Genomic DNA, 21425 nt, shown 5'->3' on the forward strand with positions numbered 1-21425 from the left:
ACCCGGACCACCAGAAAGGCAGGCGCCCATGACCCGGGTGCTCGTGGTCGACGACGAACCGCAGATCGTCCGCGCGCTCGTGATCAACCTCAAGGCACGCAAGTACGAGGTGGACGCCGCGGCCGACGGCGCCGGCGCGCTCCAGCTCGCCGCCGCCCGCCACCCCGATGTCGTGGTCCTCGACCTCGGCCTGCCCGACATGGACGGCGTCGAGGTGATCAAGGGGCTGCGCGGCTGGACCCGGGTGCCGATCCTCGTCCTGTCCGCCCGGCACAGCTCCGACGAGAAGGTCGAGGCGCTCGACGCGGGCGCCGACGACTACGTCACCAAGCCGTTCGGCATGGACGAACTCCTCGCCAGGCTGCGCGCCGCCGTCCGCCGCGCGGAGCCCACCGGAGGCGGCGAGGACGACGTGATCGTCGACACCGGGGAGTTCACGGTCGACCTGGCCGCGAAACGCGTCAACCGGGCCGGACGTGACGTGCGCCTCACCCCGACCGAGTGGCATCTCCTGGAGGTCCTGGTACGCAACACCGGCCGCCTGGTCAGCCAGAAACAGCTGCTCCAGGAGGTCTGGGGCCCGTCCTACGGCACCGAGACCAACTACCTCCGCGTCTACATGGCCCAGCTGCGCCGGAAACTGGAGGCGGACCCCTCGCACCCCCGGCACTTCATCACCGAACCTGGCATGGGCTACCGCTTCGAGCGATAGGTACGCTTCCCGTATGAGTACTGCTCCCCGACCCGACAAGCCGACGGGCCGGTTCCGGCGCCTGCTCGACCGGCTCGCCGACATCTCGGCGTCCCAGGAGGACCTGGAGTCGGAGGAGCTGCGCGAGGACTCCGAGACCACCGGCTGCACCCGCATCGGTGACTGCCGCGACCGCCAGATAGTCACCGTAACTGGTACCTTGCGCACGGTCACTCTGCGCCCACGGGCCGGAGTGCCCGCCCTGGAGGCGGAGCTGTTCGACGGCTCGGCCGCGCTGGACGTCGTCTGGCTCGGCAGGCGCTCCATCGTCGGGATCGAGCCGGGGCGCAAACTGATCGCGTCCGGGCGGATCTCGCTGAGCCACGGCCGCCGGGTGCTGTTCAACCCCAAGTACGAACTCAGACCCCTCGGACGGGAGTAGCCGGTGACGTCCCTCGACAAGCCGACCGACCACCGGAGCACCGCGCGGGACACCGCAGCCGCGCAGGACACCGGGTCCGCCGACTCCAGAGCCGTGACCGAGGCCGCCCTCTTCGAGGCGTTCGGCGGGGTACGGGGCATGGTGGAGACCGTGGTCCCCGGACTGCTCTTCGTCACCGTCTTCACGATCAACAAGAACCTGCATGTGTCGGCGATCGCCGCACTCGCCGTTTCGCTGCTGCTCGTCGTCGTACGCCTGGTGATGCGGGACACCGTCAAGCATGCCTTCAGCGGCGTCTTCGGGGTCGCCTTCGGTGTCGTCTTCGCGATGATGACCGGCAACGCCAAGGACTTCTATCTGCCGGGCATGATCTACACGCTCGGCCTCGCCCTCGCCTACATCATCACGACCCTCGCGGGCGTCCCGCTGATCGGTCTGATCCTCGGCCCGGTCTTCAAGGAGAACCTGTCCTGGCGGACCAGGAACCCGGGCCGCAAGAAGGCGTACGCGAAGGCGAGTTGGGCGTGGGGGCTCATCCTGCTCGCCAAGTGCGCGATCCTCTTCCCGCTGTACTGGTGGGCCGACACCGCCCAGCTCGGCTGGGTCCTCGTCGCGCTGAAGATCCCGCCGTTCCTGCTCGCGGTCTGGCTCACCTGGGTGTTCCTGGCGAAGGCGCCCGCGCCCATCGATGTGTTCGCGGAGATGGAGGCGGAAGAGGAAGCTGCCAAGGCCGCGGAGGCCGCGCAGCGTTCCGCGGACGCCTGACCCGCGACGAAGCCCTGCGGGGCCATTGCTCCGGTACGGGGATGGGGGCGCCGGAATTTTCCGGCGCCCCCATCCCCGTACCGACCTCTCAGTCCGTCATCTCCTTGCGGACCGACAGCAGGTCCTCCAGCTGTTCCTCGCGGGCCTGGGCCGCTACGAAGAGGAGTTCGTCGCCCGCCTCCAGGGAGTCCTCCTGGGTGGGGGCCATGACGCGGGTGCCGCGGATGATCGTGACCAGGGACGTGTCCTCGGGCCACTGGACGTCGCCCACCTGCGTACCGGCGAGGGCCGACTCGGGCGGCAGGGTCAGCTCCACGAGGTTGGCGTCGCCGTGGCTGAAGCGCAGCAGGCGTACCAGGTCGCCGACGCTCACCGCCTCCTCGACCAGCGCCGACATCAGGCGCGGGGTCGAGACGGCGACGTCGACGCCCCACGACTCGTTGAACAGCCACTCGTTCTTGGGGTTGTTGACGCGGGCGACGACCCGCGGGACCCCGTACTCCGTCTTCGCGAGCAGCGACACGACCAGGTTGACCTTGTCGTCACCCGTAGCGGCGATGACGACGTTGCAGCGCTGGAGCGCGGCCTCGTCGAGCGACGTGATCTCGCAGGCGTCGGCGAGCAGCCACTCGGCCTGCGGGACGCGCTCGACCGAGATGGCGGTCGGCGCCTTGTCGATCAGCAGGACCTCGTGCCCGTTCTCCAGCAGCTCACCGGCGATGGAGCGGCCCACCGCGCCCGCTCCGGCAATGGCGACCCTCATCAGTGACCGCCCTCCTCGGGGCCTTCGGCGAAGGCCGCCTCGACCTTCTCGACGTCGTCCGTCCGCATCATCACGTGGACCAGGTCGCCCTCCTGGAGGACGGTCTGCGAGGACGGCAGGATCGCCTCGCCCAGCCGGGTGAGGAACGCGACCCGTACGCCGGTCTCCTCCTGGAGCTGGCTGATCTTGTGGCCGACCCATGCCGTCGACGCGTGCACCTCGGCGAGCTGCACCCCTCCGGTCGGGTCCCGCCACAGCGGCTCGGCGCCGGACGGCAGCAGCCGGCGCAGCATCTGGTCGGCGGTCCAGCGGACCGTGGCGACGGTGGGGATGCCCAGGCGCTGGTAGACCTCGGCGCGGCGGGGGTCGTAGATCCGGGCCGCGACATTCTCGATGCCGAACATCTCGCGGGCCACGCGCGCGGCGATGATGTTCGAGTTGTCGCCGCTGGAGACGGCGGCGAACGCGCCCGCCTCCTCGATCCCGGCCTCACGCAGGGTGTCCTGGTCGAAGCCGACACCGGTGACCCGACGGCCGCCGAAACCGGAGCCGAGGCGCCGGAAGGCGGTGGGGTCCTGGTCGATCACGGCGACCGTGTGACCCTGTTGCTCCAGGGTCTGCGCGAGAGCGGAACCCACTCTGCCGCAGCCCATGATGACGATGTGCACCTAGTCCTGCCCCGTCGTCCTGGACAACACGCTGACCTGCGAAAACACCCTGCTCACTTCTTTCTCTCGGTCTGCCGGGCAACAACGGGGCAACAGCATGCGGCGTTGCAGGAAACGAGCTTATGCCGTAACCGCGGTCTTGCCCTCATCGGTGCGGGCCCCGGCTTCGGCGGTCACCGGTGGCTGGTCGCCCGTCACTGATCGGGGCTGGTCAGGGCTGATCCGGGCTGATCAGGCGGGGAGCGAGGTCCGCTCGGCCTCGGTCAGCGGGGGACCGTCGAGGAGGGGCAGCTTCCGGCCGAAGAAGACGCGCAGCACCATGTCGGGCCGCAGCAGCCGGGTCGGCGGGCGCTCCATGCTCATCACGTCGAGCAGGGCGCGCAGGGCGTGCGGGTTCCGGGCGCCGGTGTCGACGGCGCGGTCGATGAACGCGGCGAACGCCTTCTCCAGCCCGGTCGGGGGCTGCTCGCCGGCGCCGGGGTAGAAGATGTCCTGGCCCACCGCGAGGTCCCAGGCGCGGCCCACCGGTCGCGCCGCGGCGCGCTGGATCAGCCGGGCCGTCCCCGGTGCGCCCGGGGCGTGGTCGCGCAGCACGTCCTGAAGGGCCACGGCGCTCTGCGCGGCGGCGCTCAGGCCGTGCCCGTAGACCGGGTTGTATCCGGCGATCGCGTCACCGAGTACGGCGAATCCGGCCGGCCAGGCGGGCGCCTTCTCGTAGTAGCGGCGGATGTTGGCGGTGCTGCGGCTGGTCACCACGTCGGTGAGGGGGCGCGCGTCGGCCAGCAGGTCCGCGATGACGGGGTGGGGGAGCGCGCGGGTGAACGGGACGAAGGCGTCGTTGTCGCCGGTGGGTTCGCCGCCGCTGGTACCGGCGAGCGTGACCAGCCAGCGCCGGGTTCCGGAGGGGGCGTTCTCGATCGGGAAGATGACACCGCCACGGCCGGGCGGCTGCCGGGGGTCGGCCTGGACATTGATGATCGGGAAGTCCGTTCCGGCGGACGCGGGTGCCTCGTAGATCCGGCTGGCGTAGCGGAAGCCGGCGTCCACGACGCGTTCGCGGACCGGTGGGTGGCCGAGGGTCCTGAGCCAGTGGGTGGCGCGGCTGCCGCGGCCACTCGCGTCGATGACCAGGTCGGCGGTGAGGGTCTCTTCCACGCGCGTGCCGTTTGGTTCCGGTTCCGGTTCCTGGTCGCCGCCTGTCGTCCGGACGCGGACTCCGGTGACGCGCTCGGCGGTGCCCGCCAGGGCGACCAGCTCGGTCCGCTCCCGTACGGTGACGCCCTTGCGGTGCAGAACCTCGGCTCGGATCGTGTCGTCCAGGAGGTCGCGGCTGCAGACGACATTGACGTGATGGCTGTGGTTGAACCTGCGGAACCACTGGCCCGAGGGGGCTTTGGAGACCATCCCGCTCATGATGGGAACGCGGCGGGCACCGCGTTCCACGAGCCGGTCGAGGGTTCCGGGCAGCAGGTGCTCGATCGCCTTCGCCCCGCCGGACCACAGCAGATGCGCGTGACGGGCCTGCGGCAGCCCCTTGCGGGGAGCGGGCCCGTCGGGCAGGACGTCCCGCTCGATGACGGTGACGTCCATGTGCTCGGCGAGGACGGCGGCGGCGAGCATGCCGGTCATGCCCCCTCCGATGACGATCGCGGTGCCCCCACGGGCGGAGGTTCTGTCAGGCATGGGCGGCTCTCTCCGTTGACCTGCGTCGACACGGGCCCCGGTGCGCCTGTGGGAGCGGGAATGCGCCAACTTCCCTTGTTCCAGGCGTCCGTGACATTCACTCGAAAGAGTGAAAGCCTCCCCACATTACGACGGGCGGGGCTCAGTGGCACGCGCCGCCCCGACCGCGCGCCGCCGGGCCTCGGCGACGATCGGTGAGGACGACAGGGCCTCGGCGAGGCACACCATCAGACGCGGCTCGTTGACGGACCGCAGCAGGCCCATGTCCACCGGAAACTCGACGCGCCGGTCGGCCGCCATCCGTACCCGGGCCGCGGCGAGCATGGCGGCTTCGGCCACGATGTCCGCGGGGTGCGGTGGGGCGGGGAGCGGTGAGGAGGGGTTCGCCGGTGTGGCGAGGGCCGGTGGTGTCGCGAGGTCCGGTGGCGCGGGTTCGTCCCGCGCGTGTGCCGCCGCGTACGCCGTCCTCCTCACCTCGTCGTCCAGGTACGGGGCACACAGCAGGACGCCGTCCAGGATCGCGATTTCCTGGCGGGCCAGACGCACCACGGGCGGGTCCCACCAGTGGGCGTCCGCGTCCGAGGTGCGCAGCGCGCGCATTTCCAGCCAGAGGGGTTTGAGGAGCCGACGGCGTCTAAGGGCACGGACGTTGTCCGCGACCGACGGGCCGACCCGGGGCAGCGCGAAACCCGCCGCCATGGTGAGGCCGGCCGCCGACACCAGGGGAGGCGACACGCTCGTGGACAGGACGTCCCAGTCGTGGCCCAGCCAACGGGCGGCGAGAGCCGTGTACTTGGCGATCTGGTACGACAGGTCGAACAGCGCGCCCACGACGATCAGGGTCAGTCCGGTACGGGTCAGATCGCGCACCTCCCGCAGCCAGCAGAGGCCCATGCTCGCCAGAGCGACGGTCGCCGCGGTGTGGAAGACCAGGTACAGCATGATCATCTCGCGCATGTACGGGGTCGTGGCGTAGTACGTGTCCAGGTCCCGGGTCCGCTCGACGGGCACGTCGGCCAGCGCGAAGAGGACGACGATGCCGATGACGACCAGCACGGAGACGCCGGTGACCAGCAGGCAGGCGCGGCCGATCCGGTCGGCGGGACCGCCGCGCCAGATGATCATCAGGACGAGGTAGCAGGCGCTGAGCGCCGTCATGCCCGAATACACGAGCGCGGCGGAGAAGTTGGCGATTCCCGTCAGGCCGTTGACGACGCCGATCGTGGCCGGTGCGGACAGGAGACAGACGAAGGAGCCGACGAGCAGCAGCGCACAGCTCGCGGCGAGCAGCGGATCACGCCACGATTCCTTCGCCGTCGAGAGTTTGAGGACCGCCGTGAACAGAAGGACCACGCCGGGGACGTAGAAGACGATGTCCATGGCGTCACGGGTTCTCCGGGGCCGCCGGGGCGACCCTGGTGGCTACGGGGGCGGGGACGGCGACGGCGGTCGGGAGGGCGGCGGCGATGGTGGCGGCGGTCCGAAGGGGTCGGCTCATGTGGAGGATTTCTCGCCATCTTCGACCGGGGACGTGGGGGGTGTCCGGGAGGTGTGGTTCGCCGGGGACGCGGGGGTCACCGACGAGGCGTGGCGGGGCGAGGCCGAAGGGGCGGTGCGCGAGGCGTGGCGCGCCGGGGGCGCGGCCCTCTTGGCGGACCCGGGGGAGCCCTGGGGCGAGCGGGGGTCGCGGTCCGACGTGGGCTCTGCCGTGGGCGCCGACGTGGGCGTCGTCGAGGGCGCCGTCGGGGACTTCGGAGTGGCCTCCGCGGCGGCCTCCGTGGCGGCCTCCGTGGCGGCCCCCGCCGTGGCCTCCCGTACCGCCGCCACGATTGCCGACGTACGCAGCGCGTCGGACACGGCCGGCAGGGTGCCTCGTAGCGCCTCGATCCGCGCGTGCCCGGGGACGGTGGCGGGCCGGGGCGTCGTACCGCCGCGTGTCGCCGCGACGGCGGCGGTGATCATCGCCGCGTGGCCGATGTGACCGGCTTCGGCGGCGGTGTGGCCGGTGGCCTCGGCCGCGTCTCGCGCGCGCGTGCGGACGGCGTCGTCGAGGCACGGGCCCACCAGGCTCAACCCGTCCTGGATGCCCGCTTCGCGGCGCGTGAGGCGGACGTACGGCGGTGAGTGCCACGGGATGGGGGCGGCGAGCGGCAGCCGCGGTGAGGCGGCGCCGAGTTCGCGCCAGAGGGGACCGAGCCGCCGGTACGTGCGCATCGCCCGCCGGGTCGACACCAGCCAGGGCCCGACCAGCGGCAGCAGGAAGCCGACCGTGGCGCAGGGGGCGGACAGGGCGGAGAGGAGCGGGGCCAGGTCCGTACTGAGGGCGCTCCAGTCGCGGCCGGTCCAACGGGCCACCACCGCGACGAGTTTGAGGCCGCTGAACGCCAGGTTCAGCAGCCAGCCGACCACGAGGATCCACAGTCCCGCGCGCAGCCACCCCTGTACGTGCAGGGCCCAGCGCCAGCACATCACCGTGGTGACGAGGGCGGCGGTCATATGGGCGAGCAGATACAGCACGATCATCTCGCCGATGAACGGCGTCGTCGCGTAGTACGTGTCGAAGTCGGTGAGGCGGTCCACCGGGGCGTCGCCGAGCGCGAACAGGGCGACCAGCGCGGCGGTGACCAGGAGGTACGCGGCCTGCCATCGGCGCGAGACACGGGCCACGTGCGCCGGCGGGCCCCCGCGCCAGTGGACGATCAGCAGCAGACAGGAGGCGCTGAATCCGCTGATGATGCTGTACACGAGCGGGCTGGAGAAGTTCGCCACGCCACTGGCCCTGTTCACGGCGGCGATCGTGGGCGGGGCGGCGAAGAAGAAGCCGGCACCGCCGACGGCGATGACGAGGCCGACGGTTCGTACGAGCGGGTCGCGCCACCCCCGTACCAGACCGGGCAGCTTGACGGCGAGGCCGATCCACAGGGCGACGGCCGGAATGTAGTAGTCGGACGAGTCCATGGCGGGGGTCCGGCTCAGACCCGCGGGCGGCGGTGTCCCAGGGACGCCCCGATGCGTCCCGCGATCCGGCCGCGGTCCGTGGGCACGCCGTCGGGTTCGCCCTCCAGCCGGACCCGGAACCGGGCGACCGCGAGCAGCCCGAACCGCTCCGCGTCCGCTTCCTCGGCCCGCTCGAATTCGGTGCGGGCGGCCACCTTCAGCACTGCGTTCTGGAGGTCGGGGAGGTCGGGGAGTCCGGGGAGGTCGGGGAGCCCGGGGAGGTCGGGACGGTCGGCCCGGGGCGCGAGCATCCGGGCCGCCACCGCCTTGCCCACGGCGTGCCCGCCGCAGTCGCCCTTCACCATGTGCCAGACCTCGTGGAAGAAGATCGCCAACTGGTGCAGCGGGGTCGCCCGCCGGTCGACCACGATCAGGTCGTGGCTCGGCAGGTCGAGCCAGAGCCCGCTCGCGGTCCGGTGCGGGAACTCCTCCTTGACGAGGGTGACCTCACGGCCCCTGATCCCGCTCAGATCGGCGAGCAGCGCGGCGAACAGCGCGGCGGGTTCCGTGCGGACGGGCACACCGAGGCCGCCGTCCAGGCGGTCGATGAGGCGACGCATCTCCCTCGCTTTGCGCACTGCTCTCCCCGGGAACGTCGGATCCGCGGGCCGGACCCGCGACCGGTCCGGAGCACGGGCGCCGGACGCTGCACGCAATATGCCAAAGCCGCCGCGCCCGCGGCCACAGTGGAATGCCACCCTCCGGGGCCGCCCCGGGATCTCCGCGGGCGTCGGATCGGATAAACGCGGAGATGGCCGGACATGGGTCCGGTGCTCGGGTGGCTGGAATCGGATGCCGCGAGGTGGCGCGGGGGAGCGCGGCGGGTCGCGGGTGACGCGTGATGGGTCGCGGGGGTGACGCGTGATGGGTCGCGGGGTGGTGCCCGACACGTCCGGTGTGATCATCTGCGGGCGTTGTGGGGTGGTGGGTGGGCGACCCCCCGTTCGAGCGCTTACGATCCTCTCCGTGTCCAAACTGACCGACGTGCCCAAACGGATCCTGATCGGGCGCGCCCTGCGCAGTGATCGGCTCGGAGAAACGCTCCTGCCGAAGCGCATCGCCCTACCCGTTTTCGCCTCCGACCCGCTGTCCTCCGTGGCCTACGCGCCGGGCGAGGTGTTGCTGGTCCTCTCGATCGCGGGTGTGTCGGCCTACCACTTCAGTCCCTGGATCGCCCTCGCCGTCGTCGTCCTCATGTTCACCGTCGTCGCCTCGTACCGGCAGAACGTCCACGCGTACCCCAGCGGCGGCGGTGACTACGAGGTCGCCACGACCAACCTCGGCCCCAAGGCGGGCCTCACCGTCGCCAGCGCGCTCCTCGTCGACTACGTCCTGACGGTGGCCGTGTCCATCGCGTCGGGCGTCGAGAACCTGGGCTCCGCGATCCCGTTCGTCGTCGAGCACAAGGTGCTGTGCGCCGTCGTCATCATCGTGCTGCTGACCCTGATGAACCTGCGCGGAGTGAAGGAGTCCGGCAAGCTCTTCGCCATCCCCACGTATGTCTTCGTCGCCGGCGTCTTCCTCATGATCGCCTGGGGTGCGTTCCGCGGGCTCGTCCTGAACGACACCATGCGGGCGCCCACCTCAGGGCTGGAGATCAAGGCCGAACATCAGGGGCTGGCCGGTTTCGCGCTGGTCTTCCTGCTGCTGCGCGCCTTCTCGTCGGGCTGCGCCGCGCTGACCGGCGTCGAAGCCATCAGCAACGGCGTCCCGGCCTTCCGTAAGCCCAAGTCCAAGAACGCGGCGACCACCCTCGCCGCGATGGGCCTGCTCGCCGTCACCATGTTCTGCGGCATCATCGGCCTGGCCATGGCGACCAACGTCCGGATGGCCGAGAACCCCGGCAAGGACCTGCTGAGCGACGGCACCCCGGTCGGCAGCGGCTTCGTACAGGACCCGGTGATCTCCCAGGTCGCCGCGGCCGTCTTCGGCGACGGCACCTTCTTCTTCGTGATCCTCGCCGCCGCGACGGCCCTCGTGCTGTTCCTCGCCGCGAACACCGCGTACAACGGCTTCCCGCTGCTCGGCTCGATCCTCGCGCAGGACCGCTACCTGCCGCGCCAGCTCCACACACGCGGCGACCGGCTCGCCTTCTCGAACGGCATCGTGGTGCTCGCGGGCGCCGCCACCCTCCTCGTGGTCATCTACGGCGCGGACTCGACCCGGCTGATCCAGCTCTACATCGTGGGTGTGTTCGTCTCCTTCACCCTCAGCCAGACCGGCATGGTCCGGCACTGGAACCGGCATCTGCGGACCGAGCGGGACCCCGCCAAGCGCCGCCACATGAAGCGCTCCCGCGCGATCAACACCTTCGGCGCCTTCTTCACCGGTCTGGTGCTCGTCGTCGTCCTGGTCACCAAGTTCACGCACGGCGCCTGGGTCGCCCTCCTCGGCATGTGCATCTTCTACGCGACGATGACCGCGATCCGCCGCCACTACGACCGCGTCGCCGACGAGATCTCCGCCCCGGAGACCCCCACCGACGACGTGATCCGCCCCTCCCGCGTCCACTCCATCGTCCTCGTCTCCAAGCTCCACCGGCCGACCCTGCGCGCCCTCGCGTACGCCAAGCTGATGCGCTCGGACACCCTGGAGGCGCTGAGCGTCAATGTCGACCCGGCCGACACCAAGGCGCTCAAGGAGGAGTGGGACCGGCGCGGCATAGACGTACCCCTGAAGGTCCTCGACTCGCCGTACCGGGAGGTCACACGGCCCGTCATCGAGTACGTGCGCGGGCTGCGCCGCGAGTCGCCGCGCGAGGCGGTCAGCGTGATCATTCCCGAGTACGTGGTGGGCCACTGGTACGAGCATCTGCTGCACAACCAGAGCGCGCTGCGCCTCAAGGGCAGGCTGCTGTTCACGCCCGGGGTGATGGTGACGTCGATCCCGTACCAGCTGGAGTCCTCGGAGGCGGCCAAGAAGCGGGCGCGGAGGCGGCAGGAGTGGAGTGCGCCGGGCGCGGTGCGGCGGGGGCCCGTGGAGAAGCGGGCCAGTGCGAGCAGCTCGAACGGGTCCGGCGGCTCGAACGGGTCGGGCAAGGCGCCGACGAAGAAGGGCTGACCGGTCCGCCCTTTACGGCTCTGTGGCGAGCGGGTTGCCGGGGCGCACGTAGACTGGTGGGCTGTTGTCCTGCCGGGCGGTGCCCGGCCGCTCACCTCTCACGTTGTGGAGTCACCCCGCCATGCAGGCAGAACCGAAGAAGTCGCTGGTGGGTCAGGAGTACGAGGTCGAGATCGGCCCCGTCGCCCACGGCGGCCACTGCGTCGCCCGTACCGACGAGGGTCAGGTCCTCTTCGTACGGCACACCCTGCCGGGGGAGCGCGTGATCGCACGGGTGACCGAGGGCGAGGAGGACTCCCGCTTCCTGCGGGCCGACGCCGTGACGGTCCTGGACCCGTCCAAGGACCGCGTCGAGGCCCCCTGCCCCTACGCGGGCCCCGGCCGCTGCGGCGGCTGCGACTGGCAGCACGCCAAGCCGGGCGCCCAGCGCCGCCTCAAGGGCGAGGTCCTCACCGAACAGCTCCAGCGGCTCGCGGGCCTCACGCCCGAGGAGGCCGGCTGGGACGGCACGGTGATGCCCGCCGACGGCGACAAACTGCCCCCGGGCGAGGTGCCGGCGTGGCGCACCCGGGTCCAGTACGTGGTCGACGACCAGGGCAGGGCCGGACTGCGCAGGCACCGCTCGCACGAGGTCGAGCCCGTCGACCACTGTCTGATCGCGGCCGAGGGCGTCAGCGAACTCGGCGTCGAGCGGCGGGACTGGCCGGGCATGGACACCGTCGAGGCCATCGCCGCGACCGGCTCCCAGGACCGTCAGGTGATCCTCACGCCGCGCCCCGGCGCCCGGCTGCCCCTCGTGGAACTCGACCGTCCGGTGTCCGTGATGCGGGTGGACGAGAAGGACGGCGGAGTCCATCGCGTGCACGGCCGCCCCTTCGTGCGCGAGCGGGCCGACGACCGTACGTACCGGGTCGGCAGCGGCGGCTTCTGGCAGGTCCACCCGAAGGCGGCCGACACGCTGGTCACGGCGGTCATGCAGGGGCTGATGCCGCGCAAGGGCGAAACGGCACTCGATCTGTACTGCGGCGTCGGCCTGTTCGCGGGCGCGCTGGCCGACCGGGTCGGCGAGACGGGGGCGGTGCTCGGGATCGAGTCCGGCAAACGGGCCGTCGAGGACGCCCGCCACAACCTGGCCGGCTTCGACCGGGTCCGGATCGAACAGGGCAAGGTCGAATCGGTGCTCCCGCGCACCGGGATCACCGAGGCCGACCTGATCGTCCTCGACCCGCCCCGAGCGGGCGCGGGCCGCGCAACGGTAACCCACCTCACCGCGCTGGGCGCCCGCCGCATCGCGTATGTGGCCTGCGATCCGGCGGCGCTTTCACGGGATTTGGGATATTTCCGCGGCGGGGGGTACCGGGTGCGGACGCTTCGCGCGTTCGATCTTTTTCCTATGACGCATCACTTGGAGTGCGTGGCGATCCTGGAGCGTGCAGGGAAGGGTGCCTGAGTAGAGAGCCACAGAGTCCCACTGCTCACGTATCCCGGGGGAGACCAGCGGACGCGGTGACCTGCCGCAATGGGCGGTCGCGGGTCGCTGACTTGTAGGGGTGGCGTTTCGGCTGCTTCGCGCTCCCGATCTGCTCCGTTGATGTCGCGGGTGTCAGGCACTCAGGCCGGGCGGGTGTCAGTCCGAGAAGTCGAGGCTCTCCTGACCGGGGCCAGGGGTGCGTCGAGACGTCCGCGGCGGCTTCGGCTCCTTGGTCGCGTAGCCGGGTACGGGCAGGATGCCCTCGCCCCGTAGGTCGTCCGTGGTGATGAGCGGGCCGCTGCTCACGGCGTCCAGCAGCCGAGCCTGTCGGGGTTCGAGGGCTACGAGGAGCCCGAGTGCGTTGATGAGATCCAGCAGGTCGACGGTCCACCGGGAAGGCCAGGTCGGGGGCAGGATGTCGTTCAACGGGGTCTGCCGCTCCACGTCTGGCTTGCGCTTGCGGAAGCTGAACCACTTGCGGATCACCTGTACCCCGCCGATCCGATAGTTCCAGACTTCCGGTGCCACCGGACGTATGCAGCCCGTGCCCACCGTGAGGGTTCGCGTGGACGCGTCGTAGGAGATGTCCTCAGGCAACCCGTCGCCCTCCCCGATCACGACGACGCATTCCGGTTGTTCCTCCGGGGGAAGCCTCGGGGACGAGCCAGGTGAACTGTCGTGGTGGGAGGCGAAGCGCTGGCCGTACGTGTGGATCCACACCGTGCGCCTGCCTACTTTTACGAGTTCCGCCCATAGAGCCGGGTCGCGTGTTATAGGGATACGGGCACCGCGCTCGGCGAGGTTCGCGGCGAAGCGGCGGGTGTAGCCGCTGTGGCCGGCTGTTCCCGCGATGTACGCGAAGAGGTCCTCGGCGGTGACCGTCACGCCGTGCGTCTTGGTGAGCAGCCGCAGCAGGCCAGGGGTGACGTTTGGTTCAGCCTGGTGGGGGTGGCGGTAAAGAGGGGCGACGCGGCCGCCTTCGGTGCCTTTGAAGTGATGAATGTCGGGCAGAAGGGCGGTGAAACTCACCGCTGGCCCCGGACGGCCTGATTCCGTGTGGAGTTCGGACAGGTAGATCTGACGCTGGTCGTTGTGGGCGAACCACAAGGCCGGCCGCGGTCGGTCGATCACTCTTCGGTCCGCGATGATGTACTGCCGGTCGAACGTCATCCGTCCGTACTTGACGATGACCGGAACCCTCTCTTTTTCTGCGGCAAGACTGCCCGTCTCCTGCTGGCCGGGCAGTGGTGGTTCCAGCTTGTCCGGACGGCGGTCTCCTGTGCTCTTCATCAGCTCCGCTTTGGCGTCTGCCGGAGCCTGGACGAGTCTGTGCCAGCGCCTCTCCAGAACGTCCCGGCTGGGTGAGACGGGCCAGTTGCGGTTGTTCTTGTTGCCGGAGCTCGTCCAGGGCAGCAGGGCGTCCACCGGTGGCATTGCCGACCACTCGGAGTCGGACGTGATGTGAAAGGGCGCGGTCCACTGCGTGGGGCAGAGCTGCCAGGAGGTCCCTCCGCGATGGCCGTCGAGGCCAAGCCCTTCCAGCCAGTCGAACTTCTCCTCGCGTGTGCCCGCGGGGACGTCGAGTCGCCAGACCCGCGCCGGTGTACCCGCGTCCGGGGCGCCATGGCGGACGAAGACGGCGATGCAGATCTCCCGCTTGACATCCTGGAAGACACGGGTGCGCGTGTCGGAGTAGGCGCCCTCGGGGGAGAGACCAATGACCCAGCCCTCGTCGGCGGCCTCGCGCAGGTAGTGGCGCATGCCGGCCGAGCCTTCGCTGTCCAGGTATCCAGAGTTGGTGATGAGGGCGACGATCCCGCTGGGGGCCTTCGGCGCTCCCGAGGCGGTCAACTGGTCGAAGACCTTCCAGGTGGACCACGCCCAGAAGTAGACGTAGAGGTTGTCGAGGGCGTATCCGACGCGTCCGTTGTCCTCTGGGTGGAAGCGGGCGAGGATCGGGCCCTGGCCGTTCGGGTTGCCCTCGGTGACCCAGCGTCCGACGCCCGACTGTCTCGCACCCCGCAGGTAGGGCGGATTGCCGATGACCACCATGACCTTCTCGTCCGCCTTGATCTTGTTCGCCATTCGGCGGTGGCGGGCGATCGCCTCGTACATGAAGCCCAGGTGGTGCTCGACGGCAGGATCGTCGAGCGTGTCGGCCACCAGAAGCCTCGGCGGGCGGCGCGTGATGTCGGCGTCGTGGGACCGGAAGGCGTGGTGTACACGGAGTTCGGCGACGGCGTACGGTCCGGTCTGTTTCTCCAGCCCGACCAGTCGGCCCGAGAGTTCCCGGAGAAGTCCGGACTTGAGCGTCCTGCCGTACTTCAGTGACAGGGACTTGGCGACGTGGTCGATGATGTTGATGAGGAAGGTTCCGGTGCCCATGGCCGGATCGACGACGGTGACGTCCTCGCTTCCGTACCCGTCCTCTTGGCCGAGCCGGTCGCGCAGCACCTCGTCGGTGAAGCCGATCATGAAGCGGACGACCTCGCCGGCTGTGTAGTACGTACCCGTCCGCCGTCGCAGTGCCGGGTCGTAGGCGCTCAGAAAGCCCTCGTACAGGTGGAGGTAGGCGTCTCCGGTCTCGTCCTTGAACATCTCGGGATCGACGGCCGACAGGACGTCGATCAGCGGGTCGATGATGCCCCGCAGATCGTCGAGGGCGTCGTCCGTCAGCACCGCGAGCGCCTTGCCCATCAAGGAATGCCGTTTGCCCAGTCGGATCGCGACCTCGGGGAGCGTGAGCCTGCCCAGATCAATGTGCTCAAGACGAGCCAGCAGCATGGCAAACGTCAGCGTCTGACTGTATTGGTCCGCGAACTCCTCCGGACGAGCGTCGGGGAAGAGCAGGTCCTTCCAGTTGTCGGCCAGGATCGAGAACGCAGCGTCAGCCTCCCCGTGCTCCTCGCAGATCAGGCGTTCGGTGACCTCATCACGCAGCAGGGCGCAGATTCCCGCGATGCGCTTGACCAGTTCGTTGATGCTGTCGTGGACGATGGGCGCCGGCAGGAAGAAGTGCGTGAGGGCACGCTCGAACCCGGTGTCCGCGACGACGAGTTGCCGGCTACCCGAATCAAGGTCTCCGACCAGGATTCCGGTCGGACCCACCTGTACGCCGAAACGGTAGACCGCCCACTGGTATCCGTCGGTGTACAGCACGTTGTGGAGGGCCTTGATCTTCTCCCACTGCTTTCGGTCGTGGGTCTTGATCGACCACTTCTCCGGATCGGCCCCTGAGCCAGGCTGCTTCAGCTCGACGTGCCCTATGGTCCTGCCGCCGCAGGCGATGGCGAAGTCGGGTCGGATCCCGAGTTCTTTGACACGGCTCTGACCGTGGACGATGAGTTTGAGGCGTTGCCTGGAGGCCATATCGCGCAGCAGTTGTTCCACTGGCGCTGTGAGGGTGTCCTCCCTACTGCTGACCGCCCCTGCGGGACCTTGCAGCTTGGCCCGGACCTCCTCGCCGAACCGGGCGACGAGATCCGCGACCGGTCCGGTCGAGCCCTTCCGCGCCCAGGCGTCCCCTCTTGCCATCGGCCCCCCAAGGCTGCACCCACGCCGACGATCAGACCCATACAGAATGCCCATGACATCCCAAGTAGCAAACTCCATGGGATGTGGGTCGATTGGTGACATGTAGCCAAAGACCCTGGCGCGGAGGCTGGTTGGAGCGTGGGCCGGGCGTGTGTCCCTGGTGTGCGTCCTCGTGCGGAGCGCAATCGGTGCACGGTACGGGCGATCGTGCAGGTGACAGCGGTGCGAACTTGGGCTCGACCGGCGCAGTTCCCGGGCTGGGCGCCTGAACAGCCACAACAGCCGGGTGAACACCAGCCCTGGCCCAGCTCTTCCCCTCCTCCGCCCGGGTCTCCCTGCCGTGTCTGCCGTGCCTGAGGGAGTAGCGGCCGCCCCATGTCATCAACGTGACACGCCCGCTCCCGCGCCAACTTCGCTCGATCAGTCCGCGCTACGGAAGGATCCAGGCAGTGTTGTTCGACCTCCTGAGCGCGGCGGGCTTGGCAGCGACTGCCGCAGTGGCCTGGCGGATTGGACAGTCTGCTTTCGGAGCCTTTGTCACTCGGCATCTGCGACGCGCCTGATGCTCCCCACGGATTAAAAGGCGTTGTCTGATTCTCCGTCAGTTCACTTTAAAACACCCCGCGTTGGCTGAAGCGAGCGTCCACAGGCCCAAGGTCGAGTCGTTTCCTGATGAGACTCTGCCTGTTGTCGGCGTGATCTGAATATCTCGTCCTGCGGCGCGTTCAGCGCCTCTCGTTTCTCGCATATTCGGCAAATCGTGGCGAGTTGTGTCAGATCCTCAGTGGAGGCGTGCTTTCGATTTCGGTCGGCACGGCTGGAATCGTTCGCATTCCAGCATCAAACTCCATTTACGTGTGGCGCATGTCACTAAGCCCTCTGTGGTGTTTCCGTTCTTACGTTCCGTGATGTCTGTTTGTGGTGGCCTGGACCTTCGCGTGAACCTCCGCTTAATGTCTCGTTCACGATCTGTAGAGGATCAGTAACGATGGGGCAGGGTCTGGGGAGGCTCTGCGGGGAGGGTGTGTCATGCCTGGGGGCAGACGTCTGCGTGTTGCCGGGTTGGGGTTGTCCGCCGTGGTGACGCTGAGCGTGCTCATGCCGGGCGACGCTTTGGCCGCTGCTCCTCGTGAGGCAGCGCCCGCCGCGGCGTCGACCGCCGGCAGTGCGGATGCCCCGGATGCGGTGACTGAAGCCGAGGCTCTGGCTCAGGCGAAGCGCGAGGGCGAGCCTGTTGAGATCGCTTCCCTGCGTGGGGAGAGCAGCGAAGTCTTCGCGACGCCGGACGGGAATCTGGAGGCCAGGGAGCATCTGCGGCCCGTGCGGGCGCGTGTGGACGGTGCGTGGAAAGCGATCGACACCGGCCTGGCGAAGGCCGGAGCGGGCATGGTCGCGCCGAAAGTGACGGCCGTTGACCTGGAGTTCTCGGGCGGTGGGGACGTGCCGCTGGTGCGGATGACGAAGGCGGGGAGGCAGCTGGCGCTGACCTGGCCGGGCCGGCTTCCCGCGCCGCAGTTGCAGGGTGACACCGCGACGTACCCGGACGTCCTCCCGGGCGTCGACCTTCGGCTGGGCGCGCAGGAAGACGGGTTCACGCAGTTGCTCGTCGTGAAGTCGGCCGAGGCCGCTGCGAGCCAGGAGCTGGCCGAGCTGCGGCTGAAGTTGGACGCCGGTGGCATGGATGTGCTGAAGACGAGCACCGGTGGTCTGGAGGCCGTCGACAAGGGTGCCGGCGGTGCGGTGTTCGAGGCGCCGCAGCCGATGATGTGGGACTCCAGCCCGGGAACGTCCACGGAGCAGGCGAAAACGTTGTCCGCCCGGACCGCTGCGGCAGCCGCCGTTGCTGACGGCGGTGGAGAGCCGGGTGCGGGGGAGTCGGGGAAGCTGGCGCCCGTCGCCGTGACCGTGCCGGCCGGGCAGGACGAGTTGGTCCTGAAGCCGGACGCGGATGTGCTGAAGGGCGACGACACCGTGTACCCGGTGTTCATCGACCCGCAGTGGTACTCGCCGAAGGCGTCGGCGTGGACGATGGCGTCGAAGTACTGGGCGACTTCACCGCAGTGGAAGTTCAACGGCGACCCGGATTCCGGCATGGGGTACTGCAACTGGTCGTACTGCAAGCCGAATGACACCAAGCGGCTGTTCTACCGGATCCCGGTGTCGAGGTTCGCGGGGAAGTCCGTGCTGTCGGCGGAGTTCGTGGTGCGTAACACCTGGTCGGCTTCGTGCGACGCGAGGGGCGTACAACTGTGGCGTACGAAGGACATCTCGTCGTCGACGACGTGGAACTCGCAGAACGCGTCCGGGTTCTGGATCGACCATCTGAAGACGGAGTCGTTCGCGTACGGCTACGACGGTTGCTCGTCGAAGGACGCGGAGTTCAATGTGAAGTCGGCGGTTCAGCAGGCCGCCGACAAGAAATGGTCCACGATGACGTTCGGCATGCAGGCGTCGAGCGAGTCGGACGCCTATGGGTGGAAGCGGTTCTCGGACGACGCGTATCTGCGGGTGACGTACAACCGTCCGCCGTCGCAGATCAAGATGTCACAGTTGACCATGGAGTACGGCGGCGTCTGCAAGAAGCCCGCCGACACCGCACGGGTGCGTACCCTCGGCAAGATCTACGCGAACAGTGTCACCGACCCTGACGGCGATACCGTCTCGGTGCAGTTCCAGGCCAAGTGGGATGCCGGAGACGGCAAGGGGCTCATCGCACGGTGGAAGCCGGCGCTGACGTCATCCAAGAAGTCGGGCTCGACGTTCTCGATCTCCTTGCCCACCTCTGTCCCCGCCAACAAGACGGTGCACTGGTATGCCCGTTCGTACGACGGAGCGCAGTACTCGCCGTGGTCCTACGCGGGCGATCCGACGGGCTGCTACTTCGTCTACGACACGTCGGTTCCCAAGGCACCGACGATCGGGTCCGGTGAGTACCCGGCCTCGGCACCAGAAGATCCGAATGACCCGTGGTACGACGGCGTGGGCATCTACGGTTCGTTCGAGCTCAAGTCGACATCGACGGACGTGAATCGCTATCGCTGGGGGTTCAACGGCGATCCGATTTCGGCGAATCAGGTGTCGACGTCGGGCGGTGCGGCCAAGACAGTGAAGGTTCTTCCGGCGAAGCCGGGGCTGAACTTCGTCACGGCGCAAGCCTTCGACGCGGCGGGTAATGGCTCGGAGGTGCGGACGTACCAGTTCCGGGTGAAGACGGGCCAGCCGGCGCGTGCCACATGGCAGTTGGACGAAGGGACGGGCGCCGCCCAGGCGGAGGGTTCGACTCCGCCTCGCACCCTTGCGCTGCAGGGTGGTGCGACCAGCGGGGTGGACGGCACGCTGGGGAAGGCGCTTTCGCTGAACGGTACAGATGCCTATGCGTCGACTGATCTATCCGTGGTGGACACCACGCGCGGTTTCTCGGTCTCCGCCTGGGTCAAGCTGGACTCGAAGCCTGACCATGCGGCGATGGTGGCCTCGCAGATCGGCAATCACACGGCGGGCTTCGAGCTGTACTACTCGGCGTCGTACGACCGCTGGGTGTTCAACACCTTTGCCGACGACCAGCCCGGCGCGACCATTGTGCGGGCGATGGCCAGTACCCCAGGCGGTGTTCAGGCCGGTGCATGGACGCATCTGGCCGGCGCCTACGACGGTGTGACCAAGAAGCTTCAACTGTTCGTAAATGGTCAACTGGCGGGCGAGGCGACACAGAACATCAGCTGGAACGCGCGTCGTGGCCTGCAGATCGGGGCCGGTTCCACGAGCGGTGCGTTGAAGGACTTCCTGCCCGGAGCCATCGACGAGGTGCAGCTGTTCGATAAGCCGCTTGTCCAGGGCGAGGTCGGAACGCTGTACGCCAAGCAGACGGTCGGTGACCCTGGCCGCCCTGCCGTCGCCGTGTTCCCTCTGGACGAGGCTGCCGGTGCCACCGAGATCGTGGGCCACGGCGGCGTGGTCGCGGCGACCTACTCCGGCGGCGTGACCACGGGCGTGCCCGGTATAGCGGGCAAGGCCGCCCGGTTCAACGGCACCGACGCCTACGGGAAGATTGGCCGGCTGCGAGCCCCTCACGTCAACACATCACGCAGTTTCACCATCTCCGCGTGGGCCAAGCTGGACAAGAAGCCGGGCGGTGCGGCGATCATCACCGCGCAGGCGGGGCAGTACGCGCCCGGCTTCGAGTTGTACTACTCCCAGGTTTACGACCGGTGGGCGTTCAATCAGTACTCCGCTGATGCCGTGGACGCGAAACCGGTGCGGGCCATGCAACCTGACGGGGCCAAGGCGTACGTGGGTGAGTGGGTGCATCTGGTCGGTGTTCATGACCCGGTCACCAACATGCTGACGCTGTACGTGAATGGTGCTGAGGCGGGCAGGACGGAGCTGGCAGGTGCGTTCTACGCGGACCAGGCCATGTATCTGGGCGTCGGCTCGTACAACGGGCAGCTCGCCAACTACTTTCCCGGATCGATCGACGACGTCCGGCTCTTCGACCGGCCGGTGTCGGCTGCTGAAGTGCAGCAGTTGTTCAAGCAGCGTGCGCTGGTCAAGGGACGCTGGAAGTTCGAGGGCGCTTCGGGGACACCGCCCGTGACCCCGGACGCGTCGGCCGCCGGGAATGGCATGACGCTGTACGGCGGACCTGAGGTCGGATCCGGGTGGGTCGACGGAGGAGTGACGCTCGACGGCGTCGACGACTATGGGATGACATCCGTGCCACCTGTGGACACGGGCGCAAGTTTCACGGTCACGGCGTGGGCTCAGGCGGCTGCGGTACCCAAGGCCGGTGTGGCGCTGCTCAGCGCTTCGGGTGCGGTGAACAACGCGTTCGCGGTCCGCTATGTACCAAGTGCCACCCCCGACACTGATCCCGGCCGCTGGCAGATCGCCATGGCCGGTGCGGACAGCGCAAATGCCACGGTCAGACAGGTGGAGAACGGTCAGTTCTACAGTGCGGCCGAATGGACCCATCTGGCACTGGTCTACGACGGCTTCGCGAAACAGCTTTCCCTCTATGTGAACGGAGAGCTGGAAGAAGTCGCCTGCGCGGACGCCGACGGTGACGGCGAGTCCGACGACACGGCCTGCACGGACCGCTTGTCCTGGGCAGATGACGTGCTGGCCTTCAAGGCGCCGGGCTCGATGGTCCTTGGTCGCGCCAGGACCGACGGGACCTGGGGTGAGTACTGGCCGGGTGCCGTGTCGGATGTGTGGGCGTTCCAGGGTGCATTGACGGCTGCCCAGGTCGCGGAACTCGCGGTCGGCAGGCCGGGCATGGCCACAGACGTTCCCAGCGGCGACTAACTCTCCCGGTGTGTGGGGCCGGAATGCGGGCCCGTCACAGCGCACAG

Annotated in this window: 13 protein-coding genes; 6 read left to right on the forward strand and 7 right to left on the reverse strand. The window is 68.9% G+C overall.

Going from position 1 to position 21425, the window contains the following annotated elements; translation table 11 throughout:
• Nucleotides 1-28 precede the first annotated feature (28 nt).
• Genes ACIQNU_RS24860 through ACIQNU_RS24870 form a run of 3 tightly spaced genes read left to right on the forward strand, consistent with a single transcriptional unit; the run spans nt 29 to nt 1898 of the window.
• On the forward strand, nt 29-712 hold the full coding sequence (locus ACIQNU_RS24860) for a response regulator (RefSeq protein ID WP_401370314.1): 684 nt from the start codon (nt 29-31) through the stop codon (nt 710-712).
• Nucleotides 713-725: 13 nt separating this feature from the next.
• Complete coding sequence (locus tag ACIQNU_RS24865) at nt 726-1133, forward strand: OB-fold nucleic acid binding domain-containing protein (RefSeq protein ID WP_401370317.1); 408 nt, start codon at nt 726-728, stop codon at nt 1131-1133.
• Between the two features lie 3 nt (nt 1134-1136).
• The gene (locus ACIQNU_RS24870; protein WP_401370319.1) at nt 1137-1898 is read left to right on the forward strand and encodes a DUF3159 domain-containing protein; all 762 of its coding nucleotides are present in this window, start codon (nt 1137-1139) and stop codon (nt 1896-1898) included.
• A gap of 88 nt (nt 1899-1986) precedes the next feature.
• On the opposite strand, the gene ACIQNU_RS24875 is transcribed toward ACIQNU_RS24870, so the two are convergent.
• From ACIQNU_RS24875 to ACIQNU_RS24900, 6 genes are all read right to left on the reverse strand, one after another.
• Complete coding sequence (locus ACIQNU_RS24875) at nt 1987-2661, reverse strand: potassium channel family protein (RefSeq protein ID WP_401370321.1); 675 nt, start codon at nt 2659-2661, stop codon at nt 1987-1989.
• The gene (locus ACIQNU_RS24880) at nt 2661-3329 is read right to left on the reverse strand and encodes a potassium channel family protein (RefSeq protein WP_389889044.1); all 669 of its coding nucleotides are present in this window, start codon (nt 3327-3329) and stop codon (nt 2661-2663) included. The genes ACIQNU_RS24875 and ACIQNU_RS24880 overlap by 1 nt, the downstream gene beginning before the upstream one ends.
• A 231-nt stretch (nt 3330-3560) precedes the next feature.
• Nucleotides 3561-5012, reverse strand: coding sequence for an FAD-dependent oxidoreductase (locus ACIQNU_RS24885; protein ID WP_401370324.1), 1452 nt, complete (start codon nt 5010-5012; stop codon nt 3561-3563).
• 126 nt (nt 5013-5138) lie between these two features.
• Nucleotides 5139-6392 (reverse strand): hypothetical protein, encoded by a 1254-nt coding sequence (locus ACIQNU_RS24890; protein WP_401370326.1) that lies wholly within the window; start codon nt 6390-6392, stop codon nt 5139-5141.
• Between the two features lie 114 nt (nt 6393-6506).
• Nucleotides 6507-7970 (reverse strand): MAB_1171c family putative transporter, encoded by a 1464-nt coding sequence (locus tag ACIQNU_RS24895; protein WP_401370329.1) that lies wholly within the window; start codon nt 7968-7970, stop codon nt 6507-6509.
• Nucleotides 7971-7984: 14 nt separating this feature from the next.
• The gene (locus ACIQNU_RS24900) at nt 7985-8569 is read right to left on the reverse strand and encodes a toxin-antitoxin system, toxin component (RefSeq protein WP_401370330.1); all 585 of its coding nucleotides are present in this window, start codon (nt 8567-8569) and stop codon (nt 7985-7987) included.
• Nucleotides 8570-8975: 406 nt separating this feature from the next.
• Between ACIQNU_RS24900 and ACIQNU_RS24905 the strand changes: the two genes are divergently transcribed.
• On the forward strand, nt 8976-11069 hold the full coding sequence (locus ACIQNU_RS24905) for an APC family permease (RefSeq protein WP_401370333.1): 2094 nt from the start codon (nt 8976-8978) through the stop codon (nt 11067-11069).
• 121 nt (nt 11070-11190) lie between these two features.
• A complete protein-coding gene (locus tag ACIQNU_RS24910) occupies nt 11191-12519 on the forward strand; it encodes a class I SAM-dependent RNA methyltransferase (RefSeq protein ID WP_401370334.1) in 1329 nt (442 codons plus the stop codon).
• 177 nt (nt 12520-12696) lie between these two features.
• Here the strand turns inward: ACIQNU_RS24910 and ACIQNU_RS24915 are convergent, their stop codons facing one another.
• Nucleotides 12697-16074 (reverse strand): type ISP restriction/modification enzyme, encoded by a 3378-nt coding sequence (locus ACIQNU_RS24915; RefSeq protein WP_401370336.1) that lies wholly within the window; start codon nt 16072-16074, stop codon nt 12697-12699.
• A gap of 1098 nt (nt 16075-17172) precedes the next feature.
• Between ACIQNU_RS24915 and ACIQNU_RS24920 the strand changes: the two genes are divergently transcribed.
• Complete coding sequence (locus ACIQNU_RS24920) at nt 17173-21378, forward strand: LamG-like jellyroll fold domain-containing protein (RefSeq protein ID WP_401370542.1); 4206 nt, start codon at nt 17173-17175, stop codon at nt 21376-21378.
• Nucleotides 21379-21425 lie beyond the last annotated feature (47 nt).

The sequence above is a fragment of the Streptomyces sp. NPDC091292 genome (assembly GCF_044757265.1).
Taxonomy (GTDB): Bacteria; Actinomycetota; Actinomycetes; order Streptomycetales; family Streptomycetaceae; genus Streptomyces.